General features: G+C 59.2%; 22 protein-coding genes. 15 read left to right on the top strand and 7 right to left on the bottom strand.

The genetic code is table 11. The annotated features are described in order from the left end of the window. Positions 1–60: 60 nt before the first annotated feature. Positions 61–957: a tRNA glutamyl-Q(34) synthetase GluQRS gene (gene gluQRS / locus FBY01_RS17360; RefSeq protein WP_145308748.1), complete on the bottom strand. Its 897-nt coding sequence runs from the start codon at positions 955–957 to the stop codon at positions 61–63. Positions 958–1151: 194 nt separating this feature from the next. Further along, complete coding sequence (gene dksA, locus FBY01_RS17355; RefSeq protein ID WP_007902025.1) at positions 1152–1592, bottom strand: RNA polymerase-binding protein DksA; 441 nt, start codon at positions 1590–1592, stop codon at positions 1152–1154. Between the two features lie 333 nt (positions 1593–1925). Between dksA and FBY01_RS17350 the strand changes: the two genes are divergently transcribed. Both FBY01_RS17350 and sfsA read left to right on the top strand, forming a co-directional pair. After that, the gene (locus tag FBY01_RS17350) at positions 1926–3098 is read left to right on the top strand and encodes a pyridoxal phosphate-dependent aminotransferase (RefSeq protein WP_010467611.1); all 1173 of its coding nucleotides are present in this window, start codon (positions 1926–1928) and stop codon (positions 3096–3098) included. Continuing rightward, a complete protein-coding gene (gene sfsA, locus FBY01_RS17345; RefSeq protein WP_010467613.1) occupies positions 3098–3811 on the top strand; it encodes a DNA/RNA nuclease SfsA in 714 nt (237 codons plus the stop codon). The genes FBY01_RS17350 and sfsA overlap by 1 nt, the downstream gene beginning before the upstream one ends. Here the strand turns inward: sfsA and FBY01_RS17340 are convergent. Next, complete coding sequence (locus FBY01_RS17340) at positions 3808–4125, bottom strand: Rieske (2Fe-2S) protein (protein WP_145308746.1); 318 nt, start codon at positions 4123–4125, stop codon at positions 3808–3810. The genes sfsA and FBY01_RS17340 overlap by 4 nt on opposite strands. A 166-nt stretch (positions 4126–4291) precedes the next feature. Between FBY01_RS17340 and FBY01_RS17335 the strand changes: the two genes are divergently transcribed. From FBY01_RS17335 to FBY01_RS17320, 4 genes are read left to right on the top strand one after another with little or no spacing between them, the layout of a single operon-like run. Further along, positions 4292–5164: a hemin ABC transporter substrate-binding protein gene (locus FBY01_RS17335; RefSeq protein ID WP_145308744.1), complete on the top strand. Its 873-nt coding sequence runs from the start codon at positions 4292–4294 to the stop codon at positions 5162–5164. Then, positions 5161–6198 carry an iron ABC transporter permease gene (locus FBY01_RS17330; RefSeq protein ID WP_145308742.1) on the top strand — a complete coding sequence of 346 codons (1038 nt, stop codon included), beginning with the start codon at positions 5161–5163 and terminating at the stop codon, positions 6196–6198. Before FBY01_RS17335 ends, FBY01_RS17330 begins: the two co-directional genes overlap by 4 nt. After that, entirely contained in the window at positions 6198–6965 is a 768-nt protein-coding gene (locus FBY01_RS17325) for a heme ABC transporter ATP-binding protein (RefSeq protein ID WP_010467621.1), read from the top strand. The genes FBY01_RS17330 and FBY01_RS17325 overlap by 1 nt, the downstream gene beginning before the upstream one ends. Positions 6966–6984: 19 nt before the next feature. Continuing rightward, positions 6985–7836, top strand: coding sequence for a ChaN family lipoprotein (locus FBY01_RS17320; RefSeq protein ID WP_145308740.1), 852 nt, complete (start codon positions 6985–6987; stop codon positions 7834–7836). A gap of 265 nt (positions 7837–8101) precedes the next feature. On the opposite strand, the gene FBY01_RS17315 is transcribed toward FBY01_RS17320, so the two are convergent. The 3 genes from FBY01_RS17315 to FBY01_RS17305 form a co-directional block, all read right to left on the bottom strand. Further along, the gene (locus tag FBY01_RS17315; protein WP_010467623.1) at positions 8102–8374 is read right to left on the bottom strand and encodes a TfoX/Sxy family protein; all 273 of its coding nucleotides are present in this window, start codon (positions 8372–8374) and stop codon (positions 8102–8104) included. Between the two features lie 243 nt (positions 8375–8617). Then, complete coding sequence (locus FBY01_RS17310) at positions 8618–8962, bottom strand: pentapeptide repeat-containing protein (protein ID WP_010467624.1); 345 nt, start codon at positions 8960–8962, stop codon at positions 8618–8620. A gap of 90 nt (positions 8963–9052) precedes the next feature. Further along, positions 9053–10609 carry a bifunctional aminoglycoside phosphotransferase/ATP-binding protein gene (locus FBY01_RS17305; RefSeq protein ID WP_145308738.1) on the bottom strand — a complete coding sequence of 519 codons (1557 nt, stop codon included), beginning with the start codon at positions 10607–10609 and terminating at the stop codon, positions 9053–9055. 118 nt (positions 10610–10727) lie between these two features. Here FBY01_RS17305 and mrcB point away from each other — a divergent pair, with 118 nt between their 5' ends. The 3 genes from mrcB to FBY01_RS17290 are packed head-to-tail and all read left to right on the top strand — an operon-like array spanning position 10728 to position 14138. Then, the gene (gene mrcB, locus FBY01_RS17300) at positions 10728–13052 is read left to right on the top strand and encodes a penicillin-binding protein 1B (RefSeq protein ID WP_077750439.1); all 2325 of its coding nucleotides are present in this window, start codon (positions 10728–10730) and stop codon (positions 13050–13052) included. Between the two features lie 16 nt (positions 13053–13068). Continuing rightward, positions 13069–13803 carry a tetratricopeptide repeat protein gene (locus FBY01_RS17295; protein ID WP_145308736.1) on the top strand — a complete coding sequence of 245 codons (735 nt, stop codon included), beginning with the start codon at positions 13069–13071 and terminating at the stop codon, positions 13801–13803. Continuing rightward, positions 13803–14138, top strand: coding sequence for a YqcC family protein (locus FBY01_RS17290; protein WP_010467628.1), 336 nt, complete (start codon positions 13803–13805; stop codon positions 14136–14138). Before FBY01_RS17295 ends, FBY01_RS17290 begins: the two co-directional genes overlap by 1 nt. A gap of 18 nt (positions 14139–14156) precedes the next feature. On the opposite strand, the gene FBY01_RS17285 is transcribed toward FBY01_RS17290, so the two are convergent. Then, the gene (locus FBY01_RS17285; protein ID WP_145308734.1) at positions 14157–14570 is read right to left on the bottom strand and encodes a DUF4124 domain-containing protein; all 414 of its coding nucleotides are present in this window, start codon (positions 14568–14570) and stop codon (positions 14157–14159) included. Positions 14571–14969: 399 nt separating this feature from the next. On the opposite strand from FBY01_RS17285, the gene FBY01_RS17280 reads away from it, so the two are divergent. The 6 genes from FBY01_RS17280 (at position 14970) to msrQ (ending at position 20953) form a co-directional block, all read left to right on the top strand. Next, positions 14970–16694, top strand: coding sequence for an acetolactate synthase 3 large subunit (locus tag FBY01_RS17280; protein ID WP_010467631.1), 1725 nt, complete (start codon positions 14970–14972; stop codon positions 16692–16694). Between the two features lie 2 nt (positions 16695–16696). Further along, a complete protein-coding gene (gene ilvN, locus FBY01_RS17275) occupies positions 16697–17188 on the top strand; it encodes an acetolactate synthase small subunit (protein WP_003205610.1) in 492 nt (163 codons plus the stop codon). A 48-nt stretch (positions 17189–17236) separates the two neighbouring features. Further along, on the top strand, positions 17237–18253 hold the full coding sequence (gene ilvC / locus FBY01_RS17270; protein WP_007948647.1) for a ketol-acid reductoisomerase: 1017 nt from the start codon (positions 17237–17239) through the stop codon (positions 18251–18253). Positions 18254–18398: 145 nt separating this feature from the next. Then, a complete protein-coding gene (gene pssA, locus FBY01_RS17265; protein ID WP_010467638.1) occupies positions 18399–19256 on the top strand; it encodes a CDP-diacylglycerol--serine O-phosphatidyltransferase in 858 nt (285 codons plus the stop codon). A gap of 63 nt (positions 19257–19319) precedes the next feature. After that, positions 19320–20333, top strand: coding sequence for a protein-methionine-sulfoxide reductase catalytic subunit MsrP (gene msrP, locus FBY01_RS17260; RefSeq protein WP_145308732.1), 1014 nt, complete (start codon positions 19320–19322; stop codon positions 20331–20333). After that, entirely contained in the window at positions 20333–20953 is a 621-nt protein-coding gene (gene msrQ / locus FBY01_RS17255; protein WP_010467642.1) for a protein-methionine-sulfoxide reductase heme-binding subunit MsrQ, read from the top strand. Before msrP ends, msrQ begins: the two co-directional genes overlap by 1 nt. The last annotated feature ends 101 nt before the right edge of the window (positions 20954–21054 follow it).

The raw sequence follows: 21054 nt of genomic DNA, 5'->3' as shown, positions 1-21054 counted from the left end.
ATGCGCGTGCCCGAAAACGTGCGGCGATGGTAACGGATGGGCGCGCCACTGCAAGTGTGATCACTGTAGTTGCGCTTCGGGCAGGGTCAGTGTGCGCGGGATTAATAGCGCATCCCAGTGGGCGATGCCCCAATCCAGCACTTCCCGGGGGGTGGCGTAAACCAGTTCAGCACCGGGGTTTTGCCCCAATGCGCGCAACGCACGCAGCAACAGAGGGGTTGCCTGATCTTCGGTCAATGGCGGTGAGCGGTAGGACTTGCCGAGTTTATTGCCATCGGGCTGGGTAATCAGCGGGATGTGCAGATAACGCGGTTGTGGCAGGCCGAGCAGTTCTTGCAGGTAAAGCTGGCGCGGCGTGGAGTCGAGCAGGTCAGCGCCACGGACGATATCGGTGATGCCTTGCCAGGCGTCGTCCAGCACTACCGCCAGTTGATAGGCGTAGAGCCCGTCGCGGCGCCGGATCACGAAATCGCCGACGTCCCGGCCCAGGTGCTGGCGATATTCGCCTTGCACCCTGTCGATGAAGTGGTATTCCAGTTCGGGGACGCGCAAGCGAATCGCGGCATCTTCGGTGCCATGGCCGGCGTTGCGGCACAAGCCCGGGTAGATGCCGTGATACGGCTCCAATTGCTTGCGCGAGCAGGTGCAGGCGTAAGCGAGGCCTTGATTGAACAGGCGATTGAGGACTAAGGCGTAGGCGTCATGCCGATCGCTCTGGCGGACCACTTCCCCGTCCCACTCGAAACCGTAGCTTTCCAGGGCTTTCAAGATGGCTGCCTGGGCGCCGGGTTCTTCCCTTGGCGGATCGAGGTCTTCCATGCGCATCAACCAGCGACCGCCCACCGCACGCGCGTCGAGGTACGAGGCCAGCGCCGCGACCAGCGAACCGAAATGCAGGTGGCCGCTGGGCGTGGGGGCGAAGCGGCCGATGTAGGTGGGGGAGGCGATGGCGGTCATAAGGCGGTGTCAGGCTGTCCAATCGTTTCGAGCATGGCTTGAAGCCGCCGTCGCGAGCAAGCTTCGCTCCTACAGAAGATCGTGCCAGCCTTTGTAGGCGCGAAGCTTGCTCGCGAAGGCAATGCCGAAGACGCAATAAATATCAGAAACAAAAACGGAGCGTTCGCACGCTCCGTTCTTCGTTCAAGGCGACATTACTTGCCGACTTGCTTTTCCTTGATTTCCGCCAGGGTCTTGCAGTCAACGCACATGTCGGCGGTAGGGCGGGCTTCCAGTCGCTTGACGCCGATCTCGACGCCGCAGGACTCGCACCAGCCATATTCTTCGTCTTCGATCAGCTGCAGCGTCTTGTCGATCTTCTTGATCAACTTGCGCTCGCGGTCGCGGGCACGCAGTTCAAGGCTGAACTCTTCTTCCTGGCTGGCACGGTCGGCCGGGTCAGGGAAGTTGGCCGCTTCGTCTTTCATGTGATCAACCGTGCGGTCGACTTCCTGCATCAAGTCCTGTTTCCACTTATTCAGGATCTTGGTGAAGTGAGCGCGCATGGGCTTGCCCATGTACTCCTCGCCCTTTACTTCTTTGTAGGGTTCGAAGCCGCTGATCGACTGGTTTTGCTGCTTTGCTTGGGTGGGCATGAAATGGACCGCCTCTACTCTTGTAATCCATTGCGCAGGATTGCTCCATCACCGACACCTGCCGGCCCTGCGGCTGCAAGCGGGCGAACTTACCAGATCAAATCGGGCCGCGCTACTCCCGGATGTCGAGGTAGTGGCCCAAAGGGCTTGCAAATGATCGCAAAGCCTTGTCTGGCGGCGATGGAGACCTGATCAATTATTGATTTTAGTCAAACCTGAGGTACACGCTTGAGTCGTTTACGGCCAAGTTATAACGCGTCTGACCGCTTTAGGTTCTCGCTCGTTCCAACGCTTGGGTAGAATCGATTTTTTTCTCCGTTGTAAGGAAGGCTAATGGCTCAGTCCTACAGTGCCCGCAGTCGCGCGATCGAACCTTTCCATGTCATGGCGCTGCTGGCGCGGGCCAATGAACTGCAAGCCGAGGGTCACGATGTGATCCACCTGGAAATCGGCGAGCCGGACTTCACCACCGCCGAGCCGATCATCCAGGCCGGCCAGGCAGCACTGACGGCGGGGAAGACCCGTTACACCGCTGCGCGCGGTATCCCCGAGTTGCGTGAGGCCATTTCGGGCTTTTATCAGCAGCGTTACGGGTTGAACATCGACCCGCAGCGAATCCTCATCACGCCTGGCGGTTCCGGCGCCTTGTTACTGGCCAGCGCCTTGCTCGTCGATCCGGGCAAACATTGGCTGCTGGCGGACCCGGGTTATCCCTGCAACCGGCATTTCCTGCGGTTGGTCGAAGGCGCCGCGCAACTGGTGCCGGTCGGCCCGGACGTTCGCTATCAGCTGACGCCGGACCTGGTGGCGCGCCATTGGGATCAAGACAGCGTCGGCGCCTTGGTGGCCTCACCCGCCAACCCGACCGGGACCATCCTGACCCGTGACGAACTGGCGGGCTTGTCGGTTGCGATCAAGGAGCGACACGGTCATCTGGTGGTGGACGAGATCTACCATGGCCTGACGTATGGCACCGATGCCGCCAGTGTGCTGGAAGTCGATGACAGCGCCTTTGTCCTTAATAGTTTTTCCAAGTATTTCGGCATGACCGGATGGCGGCTGGGATGGCTGGTCGCCCCTGAAGCGGCAGTCGGCGAGCTGGAAAAACTTGCGCAAAACCTCTACATCAGCGCCCCGAGCATGGCCCAGCACGCCGCGCTGGCCTGCTTCGAGCCGGCCACGATCAGCATTCTGGAAGAGCGTCGGGCCGAATTCGGTCGTCGACGGGATTTCCTGTTGCCGGCTCTGAGAGAGCTGGGCTTCGGGATCGCCGTCGAGCCGGAAGGCGCGTTTTACTTGTACGCCGATATCAGCAAGTTCGGCGGCGATGCCTTCGCATTCTGCCGACATTTCCTCGAAACCGAGCATGTTGCAATTACCCCGGGCTTGGACTTTGGACGTTATCAGGCTGGGCACCATGTGCGTTTTGCCTACACCCAAAGCCTGCCGCGCCTGGAAGAAGCGGTCGAGCGGATCGCACGTGGATTGCGGAGCTGGCAAGGCTGATGCGTTTTCATCCTCCCCTCGAAGAAGGTCGCCTGATCCGTCGTTACAAGCGTTTTCTCGCCGATATCGAAACCGTTGGCGGTGAGTTGCTGACGATTCACTGCCCCAACACCGGCTCGATGCTCAATTGCCAGGTGGAAGGCGGGCAGGTCTGGTTCAGCCGCTCCGACGACCCAAAACGCAAATTGCCCGGCACTTGGGAAGTCGGCGAAACCCCGCAAGGCCGGTTGTTTTGCGTGAACACCGGGCGCGCCAACGGGTTGATCGAAGAGGCGTTGCGGGCGGGCGTGATTACCGAACTGAACGGCTTTACCGAGTTGAAACGCGAAGTGGCCTACGGGCAGGAAAGCAGCCGCATCGATTTCCGTCTCGATTACCCGGGCGGGCCGGCGTATGTAGAGGTCAAAAGCGTGACCCTGGGCTTCGACGGTTCATCGGTGGCGGCATTTCCCGATGCAGTGACGCAACGGGGCGCCAAGCATTTGCGGGAACTGGCTCACTTGGCTCGGGACGGGATTCGCGCGGTGCAGTTGTATTGCGTCAACCTGACCGGCATTGAAGCGGTGCGTCCGGCAGAAGAGATCGATTCGGCCTACGCAGTGGCATTGCGAGAGGCGGTGGCATGCGGCGTCGAGGTAATGGCCTATGGCGTGCGATTGACCCATGAAGAGATGGTGGTCGATCGACGCCTGGAGGTGCTGCTGAACAGTTAAAGGTCGATCCAGATACCTTGTTCGTCTTCGCGGCAGGCAACGGGGGTGAGGGATTGCCCGGCGCACGGGCCGGCGACGCATTCGCCGTCTTCGATCAGGAACAGTGCGCCGTGGGTTGCACACTGGATCAGGCTGTTGCTGGGGTCGAGAAACTGATCGGGTTTCCATTCCAGCCCGACACCCCGGTGCGGGCAGCGATTGATGTAGACGTACACTTGGCCGCCCCGGCGCACAGCAAAAAGTTTCTGACTGTCGATGTCGAATCCGCGACTGCTGTTGTCAGCCAGTTCGGCACCTGTACAAATCAACTTCATGTCTATCCTCAGTTTCGGCGGCTCGTGACCGGATATGTCCGAGCTTGACGTTCAAATGCAAACAATTATCAAATGGCCGCTTCGCCCCGTTGGGTGCAGGTGCCGGATGCCGAGGATACTTGGCCTGTCATCTCGATGCCTGGGAAAACTTAGAAGGAAGCTGTTTATGCGCCTGAGTACCCGCGTTGTTGCGCTGTGTGTCGGACTCCTCGTCAGCCACCATGCCGCAGCGGCCGAGTTGCCACAGCGTTGGGTCAGTGCCGGTGGCGCCTTGTCGGAGTGGGTGAGCGCGCTGGGCGGTGAGTCAAAATTGGTCGGTGTCGATACCACCAGTCAGCATCCGGCCTCGTTGAAGGCGCTGCCGAGCATCGGTTATCAGCGGCAACTGTCGGCGGAGGGCATCTTGAGCTTACGCCCGCAGATCCTGGTCGGTACCGAAGAAATGGGGCCGCCGCCGGTGCTGTCGCAGGTTCGTAGCGCGGGCGTGCAGGTCGAACTGTTCTCGGCCCAGCCTGATCTGCCGACGCTGCGGGGCAATCTTGCGCATCTGGGCAAGTTGCTCGGTGCTGAAGACCGGGCTGCGCAATTGCTCCAGACCTACCAGCAGCAACTCGAACAGCAGAAGGTCCGGGTCACTCGCGCACAGTTGAAGGAAAAATCGCCGGGCGTGCTGTTGCTGCTGGGCCATGCGGGCGGCAAGCCGCTTATCGCCGGCAAAGACACCGCCGCCGATTGGCTCATCCAAAAGGCCGGCGGGCACAATCTGGCCACGCACACTGGCTACAAACCCTTTTCCATTGAGTCGCTGGTCAGTCTTGACCCCGACGTGCTGGTGTTTGCTGACCGAGCGATGACCGGCGATGCCGCGCGCGCGGCGTTGTTCAAGGAAAACCCGATTCTGTCCTCGACCCGTGCGGCCAGGGACGGGCGCGTCATGGAGCTCGATCCGACCTTGTTGGTAGGTGGATTGGGGCCTCGTTTGCCCGATGCGTTGAAAACGCTGTCTGATGGTTTCTTCCCAGGCAATACGGCCCAATGACCGTTCTGGTTAAACCCCGTGCGTTGTTCATTGGCCTGAGCCTGCTGTGTTTAGTGGCGATCTGGCTGTCCTTGGCGCTGGGGCCGGTCAGCCTGCCTTTATTCGATACCCTACGTGCGGCGTTGCGCATGATCGGCCTGCCCATTGCCCCTGATGGGCTGGAGCAGGCCGAGCTGATCCTCGGGCAAATACGCCTGCCTCGAACCTTGTTGGGCTTGGCGGTGGGCGGCGTACTGGCGTTGTCCGGCGTGGCGATGCAGGGATTGTTTCGTAACCCGCTGGCTGATCCGGGGTTGGTCGGGGTGTCCAGCGGTGCTGCGCTGGGTGCTGCGATCGCGATTGTCGGTGGTTCTGTGTTTGGCGGTCTGCCTGAATCGTTCGGGCCTTATCTGTTGTCGGTGTGCGCATTTCTCGGCGGGTTGGGTGTGACGGCGCTGGTGTATAGGCTGGGTCGCCGCAATGGGCAGACGAACGTCGCGACCATGCTCCTGGCCGGTATTGCGTTAACGGCGCTGGCGGGGTCGGCGGTCGGTTTGTTCACCTATCTGGCCGACGACGCAACCTTGCGCACCCTCACGTTCTGGAACCTCGGCAGCCTGAACGGCGCCAGCTATTCACGGCTCTGGCCTTTATTGCTGGTGAGCGCCGGTGTGGCGCTCTGGTTGCCGCGTCGGGCCAAGGCCTTGAATGCGTTGCTGCTGGGCGAGTCGGAGGCCGGTCATCTGGGCATTGACGTCGAAGGGCTCAAGCGCGAATTGGTGTTTTGCACCGCGCTGGGGGTTGGCGCGGCCGTGGCGGCGGCGGGGATGATCGGGTTTGTCGGTCTGGTGGTGCCGCATCTGGTGCGCCTGCTGGCCGGTCCTGATCATCGGGTGTTGTTGCCGGCCTCAGTGCTGGCCGGTGCCAGTCTCCTGCTGTTTGCCGACCTGGTCGCAAGGCTGGCCCTGGCGCCAGCAGAGTTGCCGATCGGAATTGTCACGGCCTTCATCGGTGCGCCGTTCTTTCTGTATTTACTGCTCAGAGGGCGTGCCTGATGTTGCGAACCCAGAGCCTGCAAATCCGTCGAGGCGCAAAAATCGTACTGACGGACATCACGCTTGAGCTCAGGCCGGGTGAAGTGCTCGGCGTGTTGGGCCCCAACGGTGCTGGCAAAAGCACCTTGCTCGGCGCCTTGTGCGGCGAGTTGAAGGCTGACCACGGCAGCGTCTGGCTCGATGAGCGCGAATTGAGCCATTGGACCGGCGCGCAGCGAGCCCAGCGACTGGCGGTCTTGCCGCAGGTGTCGACCCTGGACTTCGCCTTCCGTGTGGAGGAAGTGGTCGGCATGGGGCGTTTGCCTTATCAAAGCGGGCGGGTCCGGGATGACGAGATCGTCGCCGCCGCCTTGCACGCTGCCGATGCGGGACACCTGAGTGGCCGCAGCTATCTGGCGCTGTCCGGCGGCGAGCGGCAGCGGGTACACCTGGCGCGGGTACTGGCGCAGCTCTGGCCGGGGGAGGTGGGGCAGACGCTGTTGCTCGATGAACCGACTTCGATGCTCGACCCGCTGCACCAGCACACCACCCTGCAAGCAGTGCGCGAGTTCGCCGATCATGGCGCTGCGGTGCTGGTGATCCTGCATGATCTGAATCTCGCGGCGCGCTATTGTGATCGCCTGTTACTGCTCGAAGGTGGGCGGCCCGTGGCGCTGGACACCCCTGAGCACGTCTTGCGCCCGGAACCACTCAAAGCGGTATTCGGGCTGGAAGTGCTGGTGCAGCGGCATCCAGAGCGTGGTCATCCGCTGATCATCGCCCGCTGAGAATGACATCGAGGTGAGCATGCGAGGAATTTTGCTACTGGCGGTCGTGTTGTTGAGTGCCTGCCAGCACGTTTCGGCACCGCCTCCGGTCGTCGGTGATATTCAGGACCTGCGCAGTGGCCAGATCCTGACACCCGCGGAATTGGTCGAACGGTTGGCCGTGCCGTCGCGGCTGATCGTCGGTGAGCAGCACGACAATTCTGATCACCATCAACTGCAATTGTGGTTGCTACAGGCGTTGGGCGAACGTCGACCCCAAGGCAGTCTGTTGCTGGAAATGCTCACGCCGGATCAACAATCGCGCGTCGATGACATTCGCCGTGCCTCGACGCTACCCGCAGATCTTCCCGGCGCGTTGAACTGGCAGTCGGGGTGGGACTGGAATCTGTACGGGCCGATCGTGCGCTTTGTGCTGACTCAACCCTACCCGCTGTTGGCGGCCAATCTGGACACTCTTGAAGTCCGTACCGTTTATGCCAAGCCCCCGACATTAAACGGTCGGCTTTCCAATGCTCCGTCGGTCAAGGATGAGTTGCTGGCGCAGATCAACGACTCCCATTGCGGCTTGCTGCCCACCTCGCAGATGCCCGCGATGCTGGCGGTCCAGCAACAACGTGATCGTCGGATGGCCGAGCGCTTGTTGTCGGCACCGACGCCTTCGCTGCTGTTTGCCGGCGCTTACCACGCGCGCAAGGATGTTGGCGTGCCGATCCACGTCCTTGATCTTGGCGAGCCTGAAGCACTGAAGGTGTTGATGCTGGCGGAGGAGGGGGGTGAGGTCACGTCGGCCATGGCTGATTACGTCTGGTACACGCCTGCCACGCCGGCTCAGGATTACTGTGCGCAAATGCGTAAGCAGTTCGGCAAGTAAACAGACGACTTTTCCACAGGCAAAAAAAGACCCGGCAAGAGCCGGGTCAAATAACCGTGATTAGCCTGATGAGGAGATATCTGAGAGTCCGAACCAAGGGCTTTTCAAATATCGACCAGTCTCGCGACCAGTTGTGATAATCATAGCGATTCTCATTACCAAGTCAACTGCTGTTTTTTTGATTTCTTTGCATTCCCCTTTTTCCTTGCGCGAAAGCCCGTAATCATTGCGCCTGAGTCGGTAATCCTGAGGCGAATCTGCCTGTTCAGTTCTTGTGACGGGACGAGATGGCTTCCAGTTGTTTGTTCAAGGCTTCTTTGCGATCAGCTGGAATGTCGTTCCAGTGCACGTCCATCAGCGCGCCTTCGATCGCATACAACAACACCTTGGACGCCCGGAACCCGCGCGTACGCACGGCCCGATAAGCATCCACCGCTCCCAGGCGGCGCAAGTCCGACGCGCTGTGGATGCCCACGGCATGCAGCCACTGTGCCGACGTCTTGCCAAGATTCTTCAGGTGTTGCAGTTCATCATTCATCAAGCCTCCTTGCGACGGCCGAACGGTGCGTGGGCGAGCCTCTCAGGAGTGTAGCCATCAGTAGGAAAAGCGTGATTGTTTGGTCGGTTTCGACGCAAAAGCTTCTAAGAGGAAGACTCAGATAGCTGCGTGAAGGTCTGCGGGAGCAGTCGGAGGAAGCGCGGAGGAATCAACTTTCCCGACAAAAAATCCAGCGCCCAGCGCGAAGCGGGGGCGCTGGACTTGTCAGGTAGAACGTCGTTTTTAGCGGGTGCGATAACGCAGGCGAGTACCGAAATTCATCGACATCAGGATCTCGTCAGCACTCAGTTCTGGCGGAAAGTAGGCGCCGGAGATCTGTGCGTGAGCCAGGCTTGCGCCTTCCAGGCAGGAGTTGCGGAAGTCGATGCCACGCAAATCGGCGGAGCGGAAATAGGCATCGGTGAAATCGACGCCATCGGCGTTCAGCTCACGCAGGTCCAGACCACGAAAATCGCCGCCGACCATGTCGACAGAGGCATGACTGGCGCGCTCGGCATTGAAGCCTGCGATGTCGTCTTTGTGCAGCAAGGCATAAAGCGGGGTGTCGAGAAGTTTCGGCTGGCTCATGTCGCATCACCTGATGGTTTTATGACGCCAGTATAGTGCCACTATTTGGCAGCCGTGAAGCCGGCGATGGCTTCACGGCTGAAATAGTTTTTACAGGCCCGGCATGCGCTGGCGAATCTGTGCAACAACGGTGTCGAGCGTCCCGCTTTCATTGGTCTGGACGCGTTTGCTGCACAGAATTTCTGCTGGCGTCAGGGGCTCACGGCTCGCCTGCTGGGCGGCGATAACAGCGAGGTTGGCGTCGGACGGATCCTTCTTGTCTGCCTGACGCAAGGCCAGCCAGCTCTCGATGACTGCCTGTGGTGCATTGCAATCGAGGATCAGGAACGGTGCCCCGGTGGCTTCGGCGATTTTCGCCGCGCCGTCGCGCTGAGTGCGCTTGAGGTATGTCGCATCGATGACCACCGGGAAACCGGCGCGCAGGATCACCGCGGCAATCTCATGCAGGCGGCTGTAAGTGGCGGCGCTCGCGTCGGCACTATAAATGCCGGCCTGCGGGTCATTCGGTACGGTTTGCTCGCCGAACAAACGCTTGCGTTCAACATCCGAACGCAGGCGAATGGCGCCCAGCGCTTCCACCAGACGCATGGCGACGTGGCTTTTGCCGACAGCGGAAACGCCGTGGGTAATCGCCATGAACCGCGAAGGAATGGTGCTGTAGCTTTCTGCCAGGTTGGCGTAGTTGCGGTACTGACGCAGGGTGGTGGCGCGTTGCACCGGGTCGGCTTCGGCCGGCATGCTGAACAGGCTGACCTTGGCGCGAACCAGTGCGCGGTACGCTTTGTAGAAGTTCAGCAGCTCAAGGCCCTGATAGTCACCGGTCAGTTCCAGGTACTGGCTGATGAAACGACGCGCCAGGCTTTTCAGGCCGCGATCTTCCAGGTCCATGGCCAGGAAACCGGTGTCGGCATAAACGTCGGTGAAGCGGAACGGTTCGTTGAACTCGATGCAGTCGAAGATCACGACCTTGCCATCGATCACGGTGGCGTTGCCCAGGTGGATGTCGCCGTGGCATTCGCGGATGAAGCCTTCAGCCTTGCGCTGGGCGAACAGCGGCTTCAGGCGTTCGAAGCTGCTTTCGGCCCAGGCTTGCAACGCATCAAGTTGCAGCAGATCGGCCTTGTCGCTGAGGAACGGGCGGATCTGTTCGAAGTTCTGGCGTACCGGTGCCATCACGCTGTCCGGGGTGCCGGCTTCGTGTTCGCCAGGCACTTTCGGTGCAGTGAGGTGGAATTGGGCAATCTGTGCGGCCATTTCGTCGATGTGCGCGGTGGTCAACTCACCATTGGCTTGCAGGGTGCTGAGCAACTGGCTTTGTGGGAATTGACGCATTTTCAGTGCGAAATCGACAACCGGACCTTCGCCGCCCAGTTGTGGCGCAGCTTCGCTGCCGGTAATAGGCAACACTTCCAGGTACAAATCGTGGGTCAGGCGCTGGTTGAGGCGCAGCTCTTCGCCGCAGAAATGCTCGCGAGCGTCGAGGCTGGTGAAGTCGAGGAAGCCGAAATTCACGGGCTTCTTCACTTTATAAGCAAAGGGACCGGTGAGGATGACCCAGGAGATGTGGGTCTCGATGACCTGGAACCCGTCGACAGGATGCGGGTAGAGGGCCGGGTTTTGCAGGGCGGCGATCAGGGACTGGCTCACAGGCGATCCTTCAGAGTCTGGGGAAAATTCACGGCCGCCATTATGGCTGCAAGTCCGTCTGACGCAAACCTCGGAGGGCTCCTGTTGAGTATGAATAAAGTGCGTATAATCCGCCGCCATGACTCGTACTCGATCCCCCCGTACCCCCAAAAAACCACCTTCCCGGGGCTTGAGCCCCTGGCTGGGCTGGGCCCTTAAACTCAGTCTGGTCGGCCTCGTGGTGCTCGCCGGATTCGCGGTTTACCTCGACGCCGTGGTCCAGGAGAAGTTCTCCGGCAAGCGCTGGACCATCCCGGCCAAGGTGTATGCGCGCCCGCTGGAGCTGTTCACCGGCCAGAAACTGAGCAAGGAAGACTTCCTCACCGAGCTCGACGCCTTGGGCTATCGCCGCGAAGCCGTGAGCAACGGCCCCGGCGCAGCGGCGGTCAACGGCAACACCGTCGACTTGAATACCCGTGGCTTCCAGTTCTATGAAGGCCTGGAAAAAGCTCAGCCGGTGCGCGTGCGTTTCTCCGGCGATTACGTGGCTGACCTTTCGGCGACCAACGGTTCGAAGCTTTCTGTCGTGCGTCTGGAGCCTCTGCTGATCGGCGGCATTTACCCGAAAAATCTTGAAGACCGCATTCTGATCAAAATCGATCAGGTCCCGCCGTACCTGCTGGAAACCCTGGTCGCCGTGGAAGACCGGGATTTCTATAGCCACTGGGGCGTGTCGCCCAAGTCGATTGCCCGCGCCGTGTGGGTCAACACGTCCGGCGGCAAGATGACCCAGGGCGGCAGTACGCTGACCCAGCAGTTGGTGAAGAATTTCTACCTGACCAGCGAACGCAGCCTGACCCGCAAACTCACCGAAGCCATGATGGCGATGCTGCTTGAGCTGCATTACGACAAACGGGAAATTCTTGAGGCGTACCTCAATGAAGTGTTCGTCGGTCAGGATGGGCAGCGCGCGGTGCACGGTTTCGGCCTGGCCAGCCAGTTCTTCTTCGGGCAGCCATTGTCCGAGCTGAAACTGCATCAAGTCGCCATGCTGGTGGGGATGGTCAAGGGGCCGTCCTATTACAATCCGCGTCGCAACCCGGAACGGGCGCTGGAGCGGCGCAATCTGGTGCTCGATGTGCTTGAGCAACAAGGCGTCGCCACCGCCGAGCAGGTCGCAGCGGCGAAGAATATGCCACTGGGCGTGACGACGCGCGGCAAGCTGGCGGACAGTTCATTCCCGGGCTTCCTCGACCTGGTTAAACGTCAGCTGCGCGAAGACTATCGCGACGAAGACTTGACCGAAGAAGGCCTGCGGATCTTCACCAGTTTCGACCCGATCCTGCAGATGAAAGCCGAAGCGTCGGTCAACGACACCTTTAAACGCTTGTCCGGACGCAAGGGTTCCGATGAGGTTGAGGCGGCGATGGTCGTGACCAACCCGGAAACCGGTGAAGTCCAGGCCATGATCGGCAGCCGTCAGGCAAGTTTCGCCGGCTTCAACCGGGCGCTGGATGCAGTGCGACCAATCGGTTCGTTGATCAAGCCTGCGGTTTATCTGACAGCCCTTGAGAAGCCGAGCCAGTACACGCTGACCAGTTGGCTGTCGGACGAATCCTTCTCGGTCAAAGGCGCGGACGGTCAGGTCTGGAAACCCCAGAATTACGATCGCCGTTCCCACGGTACGGTTTTCCTGTACCAAGGCCTGGCCCATTCCTACAACCTGTCAACGGCGCGCCTCGGGTTGGCGGTTGGCGTGCCGAATGTCCTGAAAACATTGGCGCGCCTGGGTGTCAGTCGCGAGTTCCCGGCGTTCCCTTCGATGTTGCTGGGGGCTGGTGGTCTGACGCCGATCGAAGTGGCGACCATGTACCAGACGCTGGCCAACGGCGGCTTCAATACGCCGATGCGCGGGATTCGTAGCGTATTGACCGCCGAAGGCGAGCCGCTCAAGCGTTATCCGTTCCAGATTGAGCAGCGTTTCGATCCGGCCTCCATTTACCTGATCCAGAGCGCCATGCAGCGAGTCATGCGTGAAGGTACCGGCAGTTCGGTTTACAACGTGCTGCCGAAAACCCTGACCCTGGCGGGTAAAACCGGTACCAGTAACGACTCGCGAGACAGCTGGTTCGCCGGTTTCAGCCAGGACTTGCTGGCGGTGGTGTGGCTGGGACGCGATGACAACGGCAAGACCCCGTTCACCGGTGCCACCGGTGCATTGCAGGTCTGGACCAGTTTCATGCGCAAGGCCGATCCATTGCCGCTGGACATGCCGCAACCGGACAATGTTGTTCAGGCCTGGGTCGATTCGCGGACCGGGCAAGGTTCCGACGGCAGCTGCCCAGGTGCCGTGCAGATGCCGTATATTCGCGGCAGCGAACCGCCTCCCGGCGCGGCTTGCGGTGGCGACAGTCCCGCATCCGGCGAAACGGTGATGGATTGGGTCAAGGGCTGGATGAATTAAGCAAAGAGGGTTTCAAGTGAACAAGTGGTTGATTCCAGCGGTTACCGCCGTGGCTTTGCTCAGCGGTTGTTCCTCCGTACAACGCGGTTCGATTCCGGTTGTGGACTCTGGCAGTGCTGTCTCCAACAGTGAGCGAGTGTCGGCAAATGGCGGTTTCCGCAAGACGACGACTAAACGTCCTGTGCAAGCCCAGACTCAAGCGATTCCGCAAGGTGACACGGGTGTCGTCGTGATGGTGCCAGGTGGCGGCGCAGTGGCGTCGGCCCCGATCAGCACCGGTCCGATTACGCCTGGCCCGATTACCCCAGGGCCGATCGACACCTCGCCGGTACAGTCGGCACCGATCAATCAGGGCAGCTACAGCATGCCGTCGACGCCGAGCGGGATTCCTTCGGCGAGCTCCGGTGGATTGTCTGCCGATGAGCAACTGGACGGTCCGGTGCTGGCGCTGTTGACCACTGCTCAGCAGCAACAGGCCAGCGGCGATCTCAACGGTGCGTCCTCCAGCCTTGAGCGCGCCCAGCGAGTTGCACCGCGTGAGCCGCAAGTGCTTTATCGTCTGGCTCAGGTGCGCATGGCCCAAGGCGATGCTCCACAGGCTGAACAGTTCGCCCGTCGTGGCTTGACGTTCGCCAATGGTCGTCCGGCGCTTCAGGCCAGCCTGTGGGAACTGATCGCCCAGGCGCGTGAGAAACAGGGTGATTCCGCAGGTGCGGCACTGGCCCGTCAGAAGGCCAAGGTTGTGTCGTGATGGACGCACGCTTCCCCAAGATTGCCGAGCAACTGCTGTTGATCGAGCGTGAGCTACGGGTTCAGGGTTGGTGGGATGACGTTTCACCATCCGCTGAAGCGTTATCCAGCGTTGAACCGTTTTCGGTCGATACGCTCGATTTCGAGCAGTGGCTGCAATGGATCTTCCTGCCGAAGATGAAGGTCATCCTCGAACAGGATCTACCGCTGCCCAACGCATCGGGGATTCAGGAGATGGCCGAAATGGTCTTCGCCGCCCGCAATGTCCAAGGCAGGGACCGGCAGTTGCAGGTCTTGCTCAAAGAGTTCGATCTGCTGATCACCGCCTCTCGCTGAACCGGAAACTGCCAGTGTCTACTGGCAGTTATCCGCAATCTGTTTCTGTGCTTCGGTAGTGCGCTCCTGACGTTGTTCATCGGTCAGGCGGCGCCTCTCACCGTCCACGTCCTCACGCAATCGCGGATTGTTCTGCAGCTGGGCCAGGTTCGTTCGCGCCTGCTCGCAGAATACCTTTAGCTGGGCTTGCTGCTCGGCAACCTGCTTTTTCACTGTGTTGTCGATGGCCTGTTGATCGCCAATCGCCGTGCTGCGCGTTGGTGCGGCGGGTTTGCCGGCAGGCGGGGAGGGCGTCACCACGGTGGTGGCCTCCTGGCCTTGAGGCGGTTGCGCGTCGAAGTGGGTAACGCCTTGGGCGTCGACCCATTTATAGATCTGAGCGGCCATACACAAAGGGCTGATCAGCAAAGTGACCATTAAGAACGTTCGCATGCCATTTCCTTGCCAGAGTTGCGCAATTGAAGCTAACACAGTTGCGGTTTAGCGGTTTTTTCTTGCTTTCTCATGTGCTTACTTCAATAAAGCACATAGACGGCTTGACTTGCAGAGGACGAAACAGAAGAATCCAAAGTCCGCTGTAGAGGGACTGCCAGAAGCAGACCCACTCAGCAGATCATGAGGCGCACATCCGCGCCGACCTGTTACACCCGCAACGCGTTACCTCGCGCTGGGTGGGAAAGGCCCGCAACACTTGGGACGATCCCAATACTTGCTCAGTCAGTGCTGACGTAGTCGGCGACCACCGTCGCTCATGCTCTGCTGAGAAGTAAACCTATTAAGACCCGTCCCCGTTTATGTGGGCGGTATTCTGGCGTTTTAGAGGTGAGCAACGTGGAGCTTTTATCTGGCGGTGAGATGCTCGTCCGCTTTTTGCGTGACGAAGGCGTTAAATATATCTATGGGTACCCAGGTGGTGCCGCATTGCATATCTACGACGCGCTGTTCAAAGAACCAGCCGTTCAACATATTCTCGTTCGTCATGAGCAGGCTGCCACTCACATGGCTGACGGCTATGCGCGCGCCACCGGCAAGGCAGGCGTTGTACTGGTGACCTCCGGTCCCGGTGCGACCAACGTCATTACCGGCATTGCTACCGCGTACATGGACTCGATTCCGATGGTGATCCTGACCGCCCAGGTGCCTAGCACCATGGTCGGGACCGATGCCTTCCAGGAAACCGATATGATCGGTATCTCCCGGCCGATCGTGAAACACAGTTTCATGATCAAGCATGCTTCGGAAATCCCGGAGATCATGAAAAAGGCTTTCTACCTCGCGCAATCGGGTCGTCCTGGTCCTGTCGTTGTCGACATTCCGAAAGACATGACCAACCCGGCCGAGAAGTTCGAATATATCTTCCCGAAAAAAGCCAAGCTGCGCTCCTACAGCCCAGCGGTTCGTGGCCATTCGGGCCAGATCCGCAAAGCGGTGGAAATGCTGTTGGCGGCCAAGCGGCCGATCATCTATGCCGGCGGCGGCGTCATTCTGGGCAACGGCTCCGCGCCATTGACCGAACTGGCGCAACTGCTTAACGTGCCGGTCACCAATACCTTGATGGGCCTCGGCGCCTATCCGGGCAGCGACCGTCAGTTCCTTGGCATGCTCGGTATGCACGGCAGCTACACCGCCAACCTGGCGATGCACCATGCGGACGTGATCATGGCCGTGGGCGCGCGTTTCGATGACCGTGTTATCAACGGTGCATCGAAGTTCTGCCCAAGCGCCAAGATCATCCACATCGACATCGACCCGGCTTCGATCTCCAAAACCATCAAGGCCGACGTTCCAATCGTAGGCCCGGTGGAAAGCGTACTGACCGAGATGGTCGCTACCTTCAAGGAAATCGGCGAGACCCCGAACAAGGATTCGGTGGCTGCCTGGTGGAAGCAGGTTGAAGAGTGGCGCGGTGATCGCGACATGTTCCCTTACAACAAAGGGGACGGCAGCATCATCAAGCCGCAAACCGTTATCGAAACCCTGCACGAAGTGACCAAGGGCGATGCCTACATTGCGTCCGACGTGGGTCAGCACCAGATGTTCGCGGCGCAATACTACCGCTTCAACAAGCCTAATCGCTGGATCAACTCCGGCGGCCTGGGCACGATGGGCTTCGGTTTCCCGGCAGCAATGGGCGTCAAACTGAGCTTCCCGGAAGCCGATGTGGCTTGCGTGACCGGTGAAGGCAGCATCCAGATGAACATCCAGGAGCTGTCCACTTGCCTGCAACATGACCTGCCGGTGAAGATCATCCTGCTCAACAACGGCGTGCTCGGCATGGTCCGTCAGTGGCAGGACATGAGTTACGGCGCGCGTCACTCGCACTCCTACATGGAATCGTTGCCGGACTTCGTCAAGTTGGCTGAAGCCTACGGTCACGTCGGCATGCGCATCACGGACTTGAAGGATTTGAAGCCGATGATGGAGCAAGCCTTCGCGATGAAGGATCGTCTGGTGTTCATCGACATCAAGGTCGACGCAGCTGAACACGTCTACCCGATGCAGATCAAAGACGGCTCCATGCGCGATATGTGGCTGAGCAAGACGGAGCGTACTTAATCATGCGACATATTATTTCCCTGCTTCTGGAAAACGAACCCGGCGCTCTGTCTCGTGTAGTCGGCCTGTTCTCGCAGCGCAACTACAACATCGAAAGCCTGACCGTGGCCCCTACCGAAGACCCGACCTTGTCGCGTCTGACGCTGACCACTGTCGGCCACGATGAAATCATCGAGCAGATCACCAAAAACCTGAACAAGCTGATCGAAGTGGTCAAACTGGTCGACCTGTCGGAAAGTGCTCACATCGAGCGCGAACTGATGCTGGTCAAGGTCAAGGCTACCGGCGCCCAGCGCGCCGAGATCAAGCGCACCACCGATATTTACCGTGGACAGATCGTCGATGTCAGCGCCAGCGTTTATACCGTTCAATTGACCGGTACCAGCGACAAGCTCGACAGCTTCATTCAGTCCATTGGCACCGCCTCGATCCTGGAAACCGTCCGTAGCGGCGTAACCGGTATCGCTCGCGGCGACAAAGTACTCAGCATCTAAACCAAATTAGCGAACGGCCTGAACGGCCTGGATATATAGGGGAATTTCATGAAAGTTTATTACGAAAAAGACTGCGACCTGTCGATCATCCAGGGCAAGAAAGTTGCCATCATCGGTTACGGTTCCCAGGGCCACGCTCAGGCGTGCAACCTGAAAGACTCCGGCGTTGACGTGACTGTCGGTCTGCGCAAAGGTTCGGCCACTGTTGCCAAAGCCGAAGCTCACGGCCTGAAAGTGACCGACGTTGCTTCCGCTGTTGCAGCTGCCGACCTGGTCATGATCCTGACCCCGGACGAGTTCCAGTCTGCCCTGTACAAAAACGAAATCGAGCCGAACATCAAGAAAGGCGCCACCCTGGCCTTCTCCCACGGCTTCGCGATCCACTACAACCAGGTTGTTCCGCGTGCTGACCTCGACGTGATCATGATCGCGCCGAAAGCACCGGGCCACACCGTGCGTTCCGAGTTCGTCAAAGGCGGCGGTATCCCTGACCTGATCGCTATCTATCAGGATGCTTCGGGCAACGCCAAAAACGTTGCACTGTCCTACGCCGCAGGCGTCGGTGGCGGTCGTACCGGCATCATCGAAACCACCTTCAAGGACGAGACCGAAACCGACCTGTTCGGCGAACAAGCCGTTCTGTGCGGCGGTACCGTTGAGCTGGTCAAAGCCGGTTTCGAAACCCTGGTTGAAGCTGGCTACGCGCCGGAAATGGCCTACTTCGAATGCCTGCACGAACTGAAGCTGATCGTTGACCTCATGTACGAAGGCGGTATCGCCAACATGAACTACTCGATCTCCAACAACGCTGAATACGGCGAGTACGTGACGGGTCCGGAAGTGATCAACGCCGAGTCCCGTCAGGCTATGCGCAACGCCCTGAAACGTATTCAGGACGGCGAATACGCCAAGATGTTCATCAGCGAAGGCGCGACCGGCTATCCTTCGATGACCGCCAAGCGTCGTAACAACGCCGCTCACGGTATCGAAATCATCGGCGAGCAACTGCGCTCCATGATGCCGTGGATCGGTGCCAACAAGATCGTCGACAAAGCTAAAAACTAAGTCGCGCACTTGTACGAAAAACGCGGCTTAGGCCGCGTTTTTTCGTTTGGGCTGAAAGGTTCTGGTATAAAGCTGCATCGTTTGCGGCCGAACCGTCGTCCCAGACACCTGTCGAAACTTTCCACCCCGTTGCAAGGTAATGTCCATGAGCGAACGTCCCGAAGAGCCAAACAAGGCTTCTGACGCCGAAAGCCTGCTGCCCATCGATGAACACATCGAGGAAGGGCATGACGCTGAAGGTCGTAAAGTCCGGCATCGTGGTATCTATCTTCTGCCGAATCTGTTCACCACCGCGAACCTGTTCGCAGGGTTTTATTCCATCATCAGCTCGATGAGCGCCCAGAGTGCGTTGAGTGCCGGTGATTCGATTGGCGCGAGCAAGTATTTTGCGTTTGCCGCGATTGCGATTTTCGTCGCCATGGTGCTCGACGGCCTTGATGGTCGCGTTGCCCGCATGACCAATACCCAGAGTGCCTTCGGCGCCGAGTACGATTCGCTGTCGGACATGGTCGCTTTTGGTGTCGCGCCGGCGTTGCTGGCGTTTGGCTGGGCGTTGGGCGACATGGGCAAGGTCGGCTGGATGGTTGCCTTCATCTATGTCGCGGGTGCAGCGTTGCGCCTGGCACGCTTCAATACGCAAGTCGGCACCGCGGATAAACGCTACTTCATCGGTCTGGCCAGTCCGGCTGCAGCGGGTGTTGTCGCGGGGATTGTCTGGGCGTTCAGTGACTACGGCATTCAGGGTTCCAAGATGTCGTTCCTGGTTGCGCTGATGGTGGCCGCCGCCGGCATGCTGATGGTCAGCAACATCAAGTACAACAGCTTCAAGGAGCTGGACTTGAAGGGGCGAGTGCCCTTTGTCGCGATCCTCGCGGTAGTCCTGGTGTTTGCCGTGGTCTTCAGTGATCCGCCGCGCATTCTACTGCTGGTTTTTCTCGCTTACGCGGCGTCTGGTCCGGTGCAATACCTGTTGCATCTTCGTCGGCACAAAAACGCCGAGTGATGTAATTTCCCTCATACTCCGCAGTCTATTGGTGCATCTGTCCTCCAATGCTGCGGAGTTGCCATGCTGATTAAAGTCCCCAAAGCGTCTGACTGTCACGAGTCGGACGTCACGCCTGAATCCTTCTATTTTTCTCGACGCAATCTACTGGGTGCAGCCGTTGCCGGTCTGGCCGTGAGCAGTCTGCCGCGCTGGGCCAGTGCTGACGAAGCCGCTCGTTACGCAGATGTCGAGCCAGGCAAGGCGCCTTCCTGGTTTGCCGAAAAGCTTCCTGCCACTAAATGGGGGGCAGTCAACGTCAAGGATGAGGCGATCACGCCATTCAAGGATGCGACCCACTACAACAACTTCTACGAATTCGGCACTGATAAAGGCGACCCTGCCGCCAATGCCGGTTCGCTGAAGACTGAGCCTTGGACCGTGGTGGTGGATGGAGAGGTAGGTAAGCCGGGGCGGTATGCGCTGGAAGACTTCATGAAGCCCTATCAACTGGAGGAGCGTATTTATCGTCTTCGCTGTGTTGAGGCCTGGTCGATGGTTATTCCCTGGATTGGTTTTCCTCTTTCGGCGTTGCTGAAGCAAGTCGAGCCGACATCGAAGGCCAAGTTCATCCGCTTTGAAACGCTGCAAGATCCCAAGAGCATGCCTGGGCAGCGCTCTGGTTTTGCCTTGATCGAGTGGCCCTATGTAGAGGGTTTGCGCCTGGATGAGGCGATGAGTCCGTTGGCCATTCTTGCGGTGGGCATGTATGGGCGTGAACTGCCGAATCAGAACGGGGCGCCTCTGCGTTTGGTGGTGCCCTGGAAGTATGGCTTCAAGAGCGTCAAATCCATCGTGCGGATCAGTCTGGTCAGCGAACAGCCGAAAACCACCTGGCAGAGCATTGCCGCGGATGAATACGGCTTTTACGCCAACGTGAACCCTACAGTTGATCACCCGCGCTGGACTCAGGCTCGTGAGCGTCGTTTGCCGAGCGGCCTGTTCAAGCCCAATGTTCGGGACACACAGATGTTCAACGGCTACTCGGATGAAGTCGCTTCTCTCTATACAGGGCTCGATCTGCGGAAGAACTACTGATGCGTTATCCGTTTTGGCGAATTGGCGTCTTTATAGCGGCGGCGGTCTGGCCGCTGCTTTGGTTGTATCAGGCCTGGCAGGATGTGTTGGGTCCCGATCCGGGCAAGGTCCTGGTTGATCGGCTGGGGCTGGGGACGCTTATCCTGCTGCTAATAACGTTAAGCATGACGCCTCTGCAGAAACTCACCGGTTGGGCGGGGTGGATCGCTGTGCGCCGGCAGCTGGGGTTGTGGTGTTTCGCTTATGTGGTTCTGCATCTGAGCGGCTACACGGCGTTCATTCTTGGATTTGATTGGTCGCAGCTGGGTGTTGAGTTGCGCAAACGGCCGTACATCATTGTCGGGACGTTGGGGTTTCTCTGTTTATTGGCATTGGCGATGACTTCTAATCGTTACAGTCAGCGCCGGCTGGGTGTTCGTTGGAAGAAGCTGCATCGGCTGGTGTATGTCATTCTCGGGCTTGGATTGCTGCATATGTTGTGGATCGTTCGTGCCGATCTCAAGGAATGGGCGATCTATGCTTCTATAGGTGCGCTGCTATTAGTGTTGCGCATTCCGCCTGTGGCCCGTCGAATCCCGCGTTTAATAGCCAAAAAAGCGCCTTCTGCAAGAAAAGCATAAATAGGTGTTGACGGCAGATTCTGGAAGTCTATAATTCGCCCCACTTCCGGCGCAGTCGAAACGGAAAACTCCTTGGTAAACAAAGAGTTACGCAGTTTTCG

Source organism: Pseudomonas sp. SJZ077 (genome assembly GCF_007993905.1).
Classification (GTDB): domain Bacteria; phylum Pseudomonadota; class Gammaproteobacteria; order Pseudomonadales; family Pseudomonadaceae; genus Aquipseudomonas; species Aquipseudomonas mandelii.
This window is presented reverse-complemented; position numbering and strand designations above follow the sequence as displayed.

What these genes read in the sequence shown, in the direction of transcription:
- mrcB (WP_077750439.1), top strand. Translation starts at nt 10,728, where the DNA reads ATGACTCGTACTCGATCCCCCCGTACCCCCAAAAAACCACCTTCCCGG.
- FBY01_RS17310 (WP_010467624.1), bottom strand. Translation starts at nt 8,962, where the DNA reads ATGAGCCAGCCGAAACTTCTCGACACCCCGCTTTATGCCTTGCTGCAC.
- FBY01_RS17315 (WP_010467623.1), bottom strand. Translation starts at nt 8,374, where the DNA reads ATGAATGATGAACTGCAACACCTGAAGAATCTTGGCAAGACGTCGGCA.
- FBY01_RS17335 (WP_145308744.1), top strand. Translation starts at nt 4,292, where the DNA reads ATGCGCCTGAGTACCCGCGTTGTTGCGCTGTGTGTCGGACTCCTCGTC.
- pssA (WP_010467638.1), top strand. Translation starts at nt 18,399, where the DNA reads ATGAGCGAACGTCCCGAAGAGCCAAACAAGGCTTCTGACGCCGAAAGC.
- FBY01_RS17290 (WP_010467628.1), top strand. Translation starts at nt 13,803, where the DNA reads ATGGACGCACGCTTCCCCAAGATTGCCGAGCAACTGCTGTTGATCGAG.
- FBY01_RS17320 (WP_145308740.1), top strand. Translation starts at nt 6,985, where the DNA reads ATGCGAGGAATTTTGCTACTGGCGGTCGTGTTGTTGAGTGCCTGCCAG.
- FBY01_RS17325 (WP_010467621.1), top strand. Translation starts at nt 6,198, where the DNA reads ATGTTGCGAACCCAGAGCCTGCAAATCCGTCGAGGCGCAAAAATCGTA.
- msrP (WP_145308732.1), top strand. Translation starts at nt 19,320, where the DNA reads ATGCTGATTAAAGTCCCCAAAGCGTCTGACTGTCACGAGTCGGACGTC.
- sfsA (WP_010467613.1), top strand. Translation starts at nt 3,098, where the DNA reads ATGCGTTTTCATCCTCCCCTCGAAGAAGGTCGCCTGATCCGTCGTTAC.
- ilvN (WP_003205610.1), top strand. Translation starts at nt 16,697, where the DNA reads ATGCGACATATTATTTCCCTGCTTCTGGAAAACGAACCCGGCGCTCTG.
- ilvC (WP_007948647.1), top strand. Translation starts at nt 17,237, where the DNA reads ATGAAAGTTTATTACGAAAAAGACTGCGACCTGTCGATCATCCAGGGC.
- FBY01_RS17285 (WP_145308734.1), bottom strand. Translation starts at nt 14,570, where the DNA reads ATGCGAACGTTCTTAATGGTCACTTTGCTGATCAGCCCTTTGTGTATG.
- FBY01_RS17340 (WP_145308746.1), bottom strand. Translation starts at nt 4,125, where the DNA reads ATGAAGTTGATTTGTACAGGTGCCGAACTGGCTGACAACAGCAGTCGC.
- dksA (WP_007902025.1), bottom strand. Translation starts at nt 1,592, where the DNA reads ATGCCCACCCAAGCAAAGCAGCAAAACCAGTCGATCAGCGGCTTCGAA.
- msrQ (WP_010467642.1), top strand. Translation starts at nt 20,333, where the DNA reads ATGCGTTATCCGTTTTGGCGAATTGGCGTCTTTATAGCGGCGGCGGTC.
- FBY01_RS17350 (WP_010467611.1), top strand. Translation starts at nt 1,926, where the DNA reads ATGGCTCAGTCCTACAGTGCCCGCAGTCGCGCGATCGAACCTTTCCAT.
- gluQRS (WP_145308748.1), bottom strand. Translation starts at nt 957, where the DNA reads ATGACCGCCATCGCCTCCCCCACCTACATCGGCCGCTTCGCCCCCACG.
- FBY01_RS17330 (WP_145308742.1), top strand. Translation starts at nt 5,161, where the DNA reads ATGACCGTTCTGGTTAAACCCCGTGCGTTGTTCATTGGCCTGAGCCTG.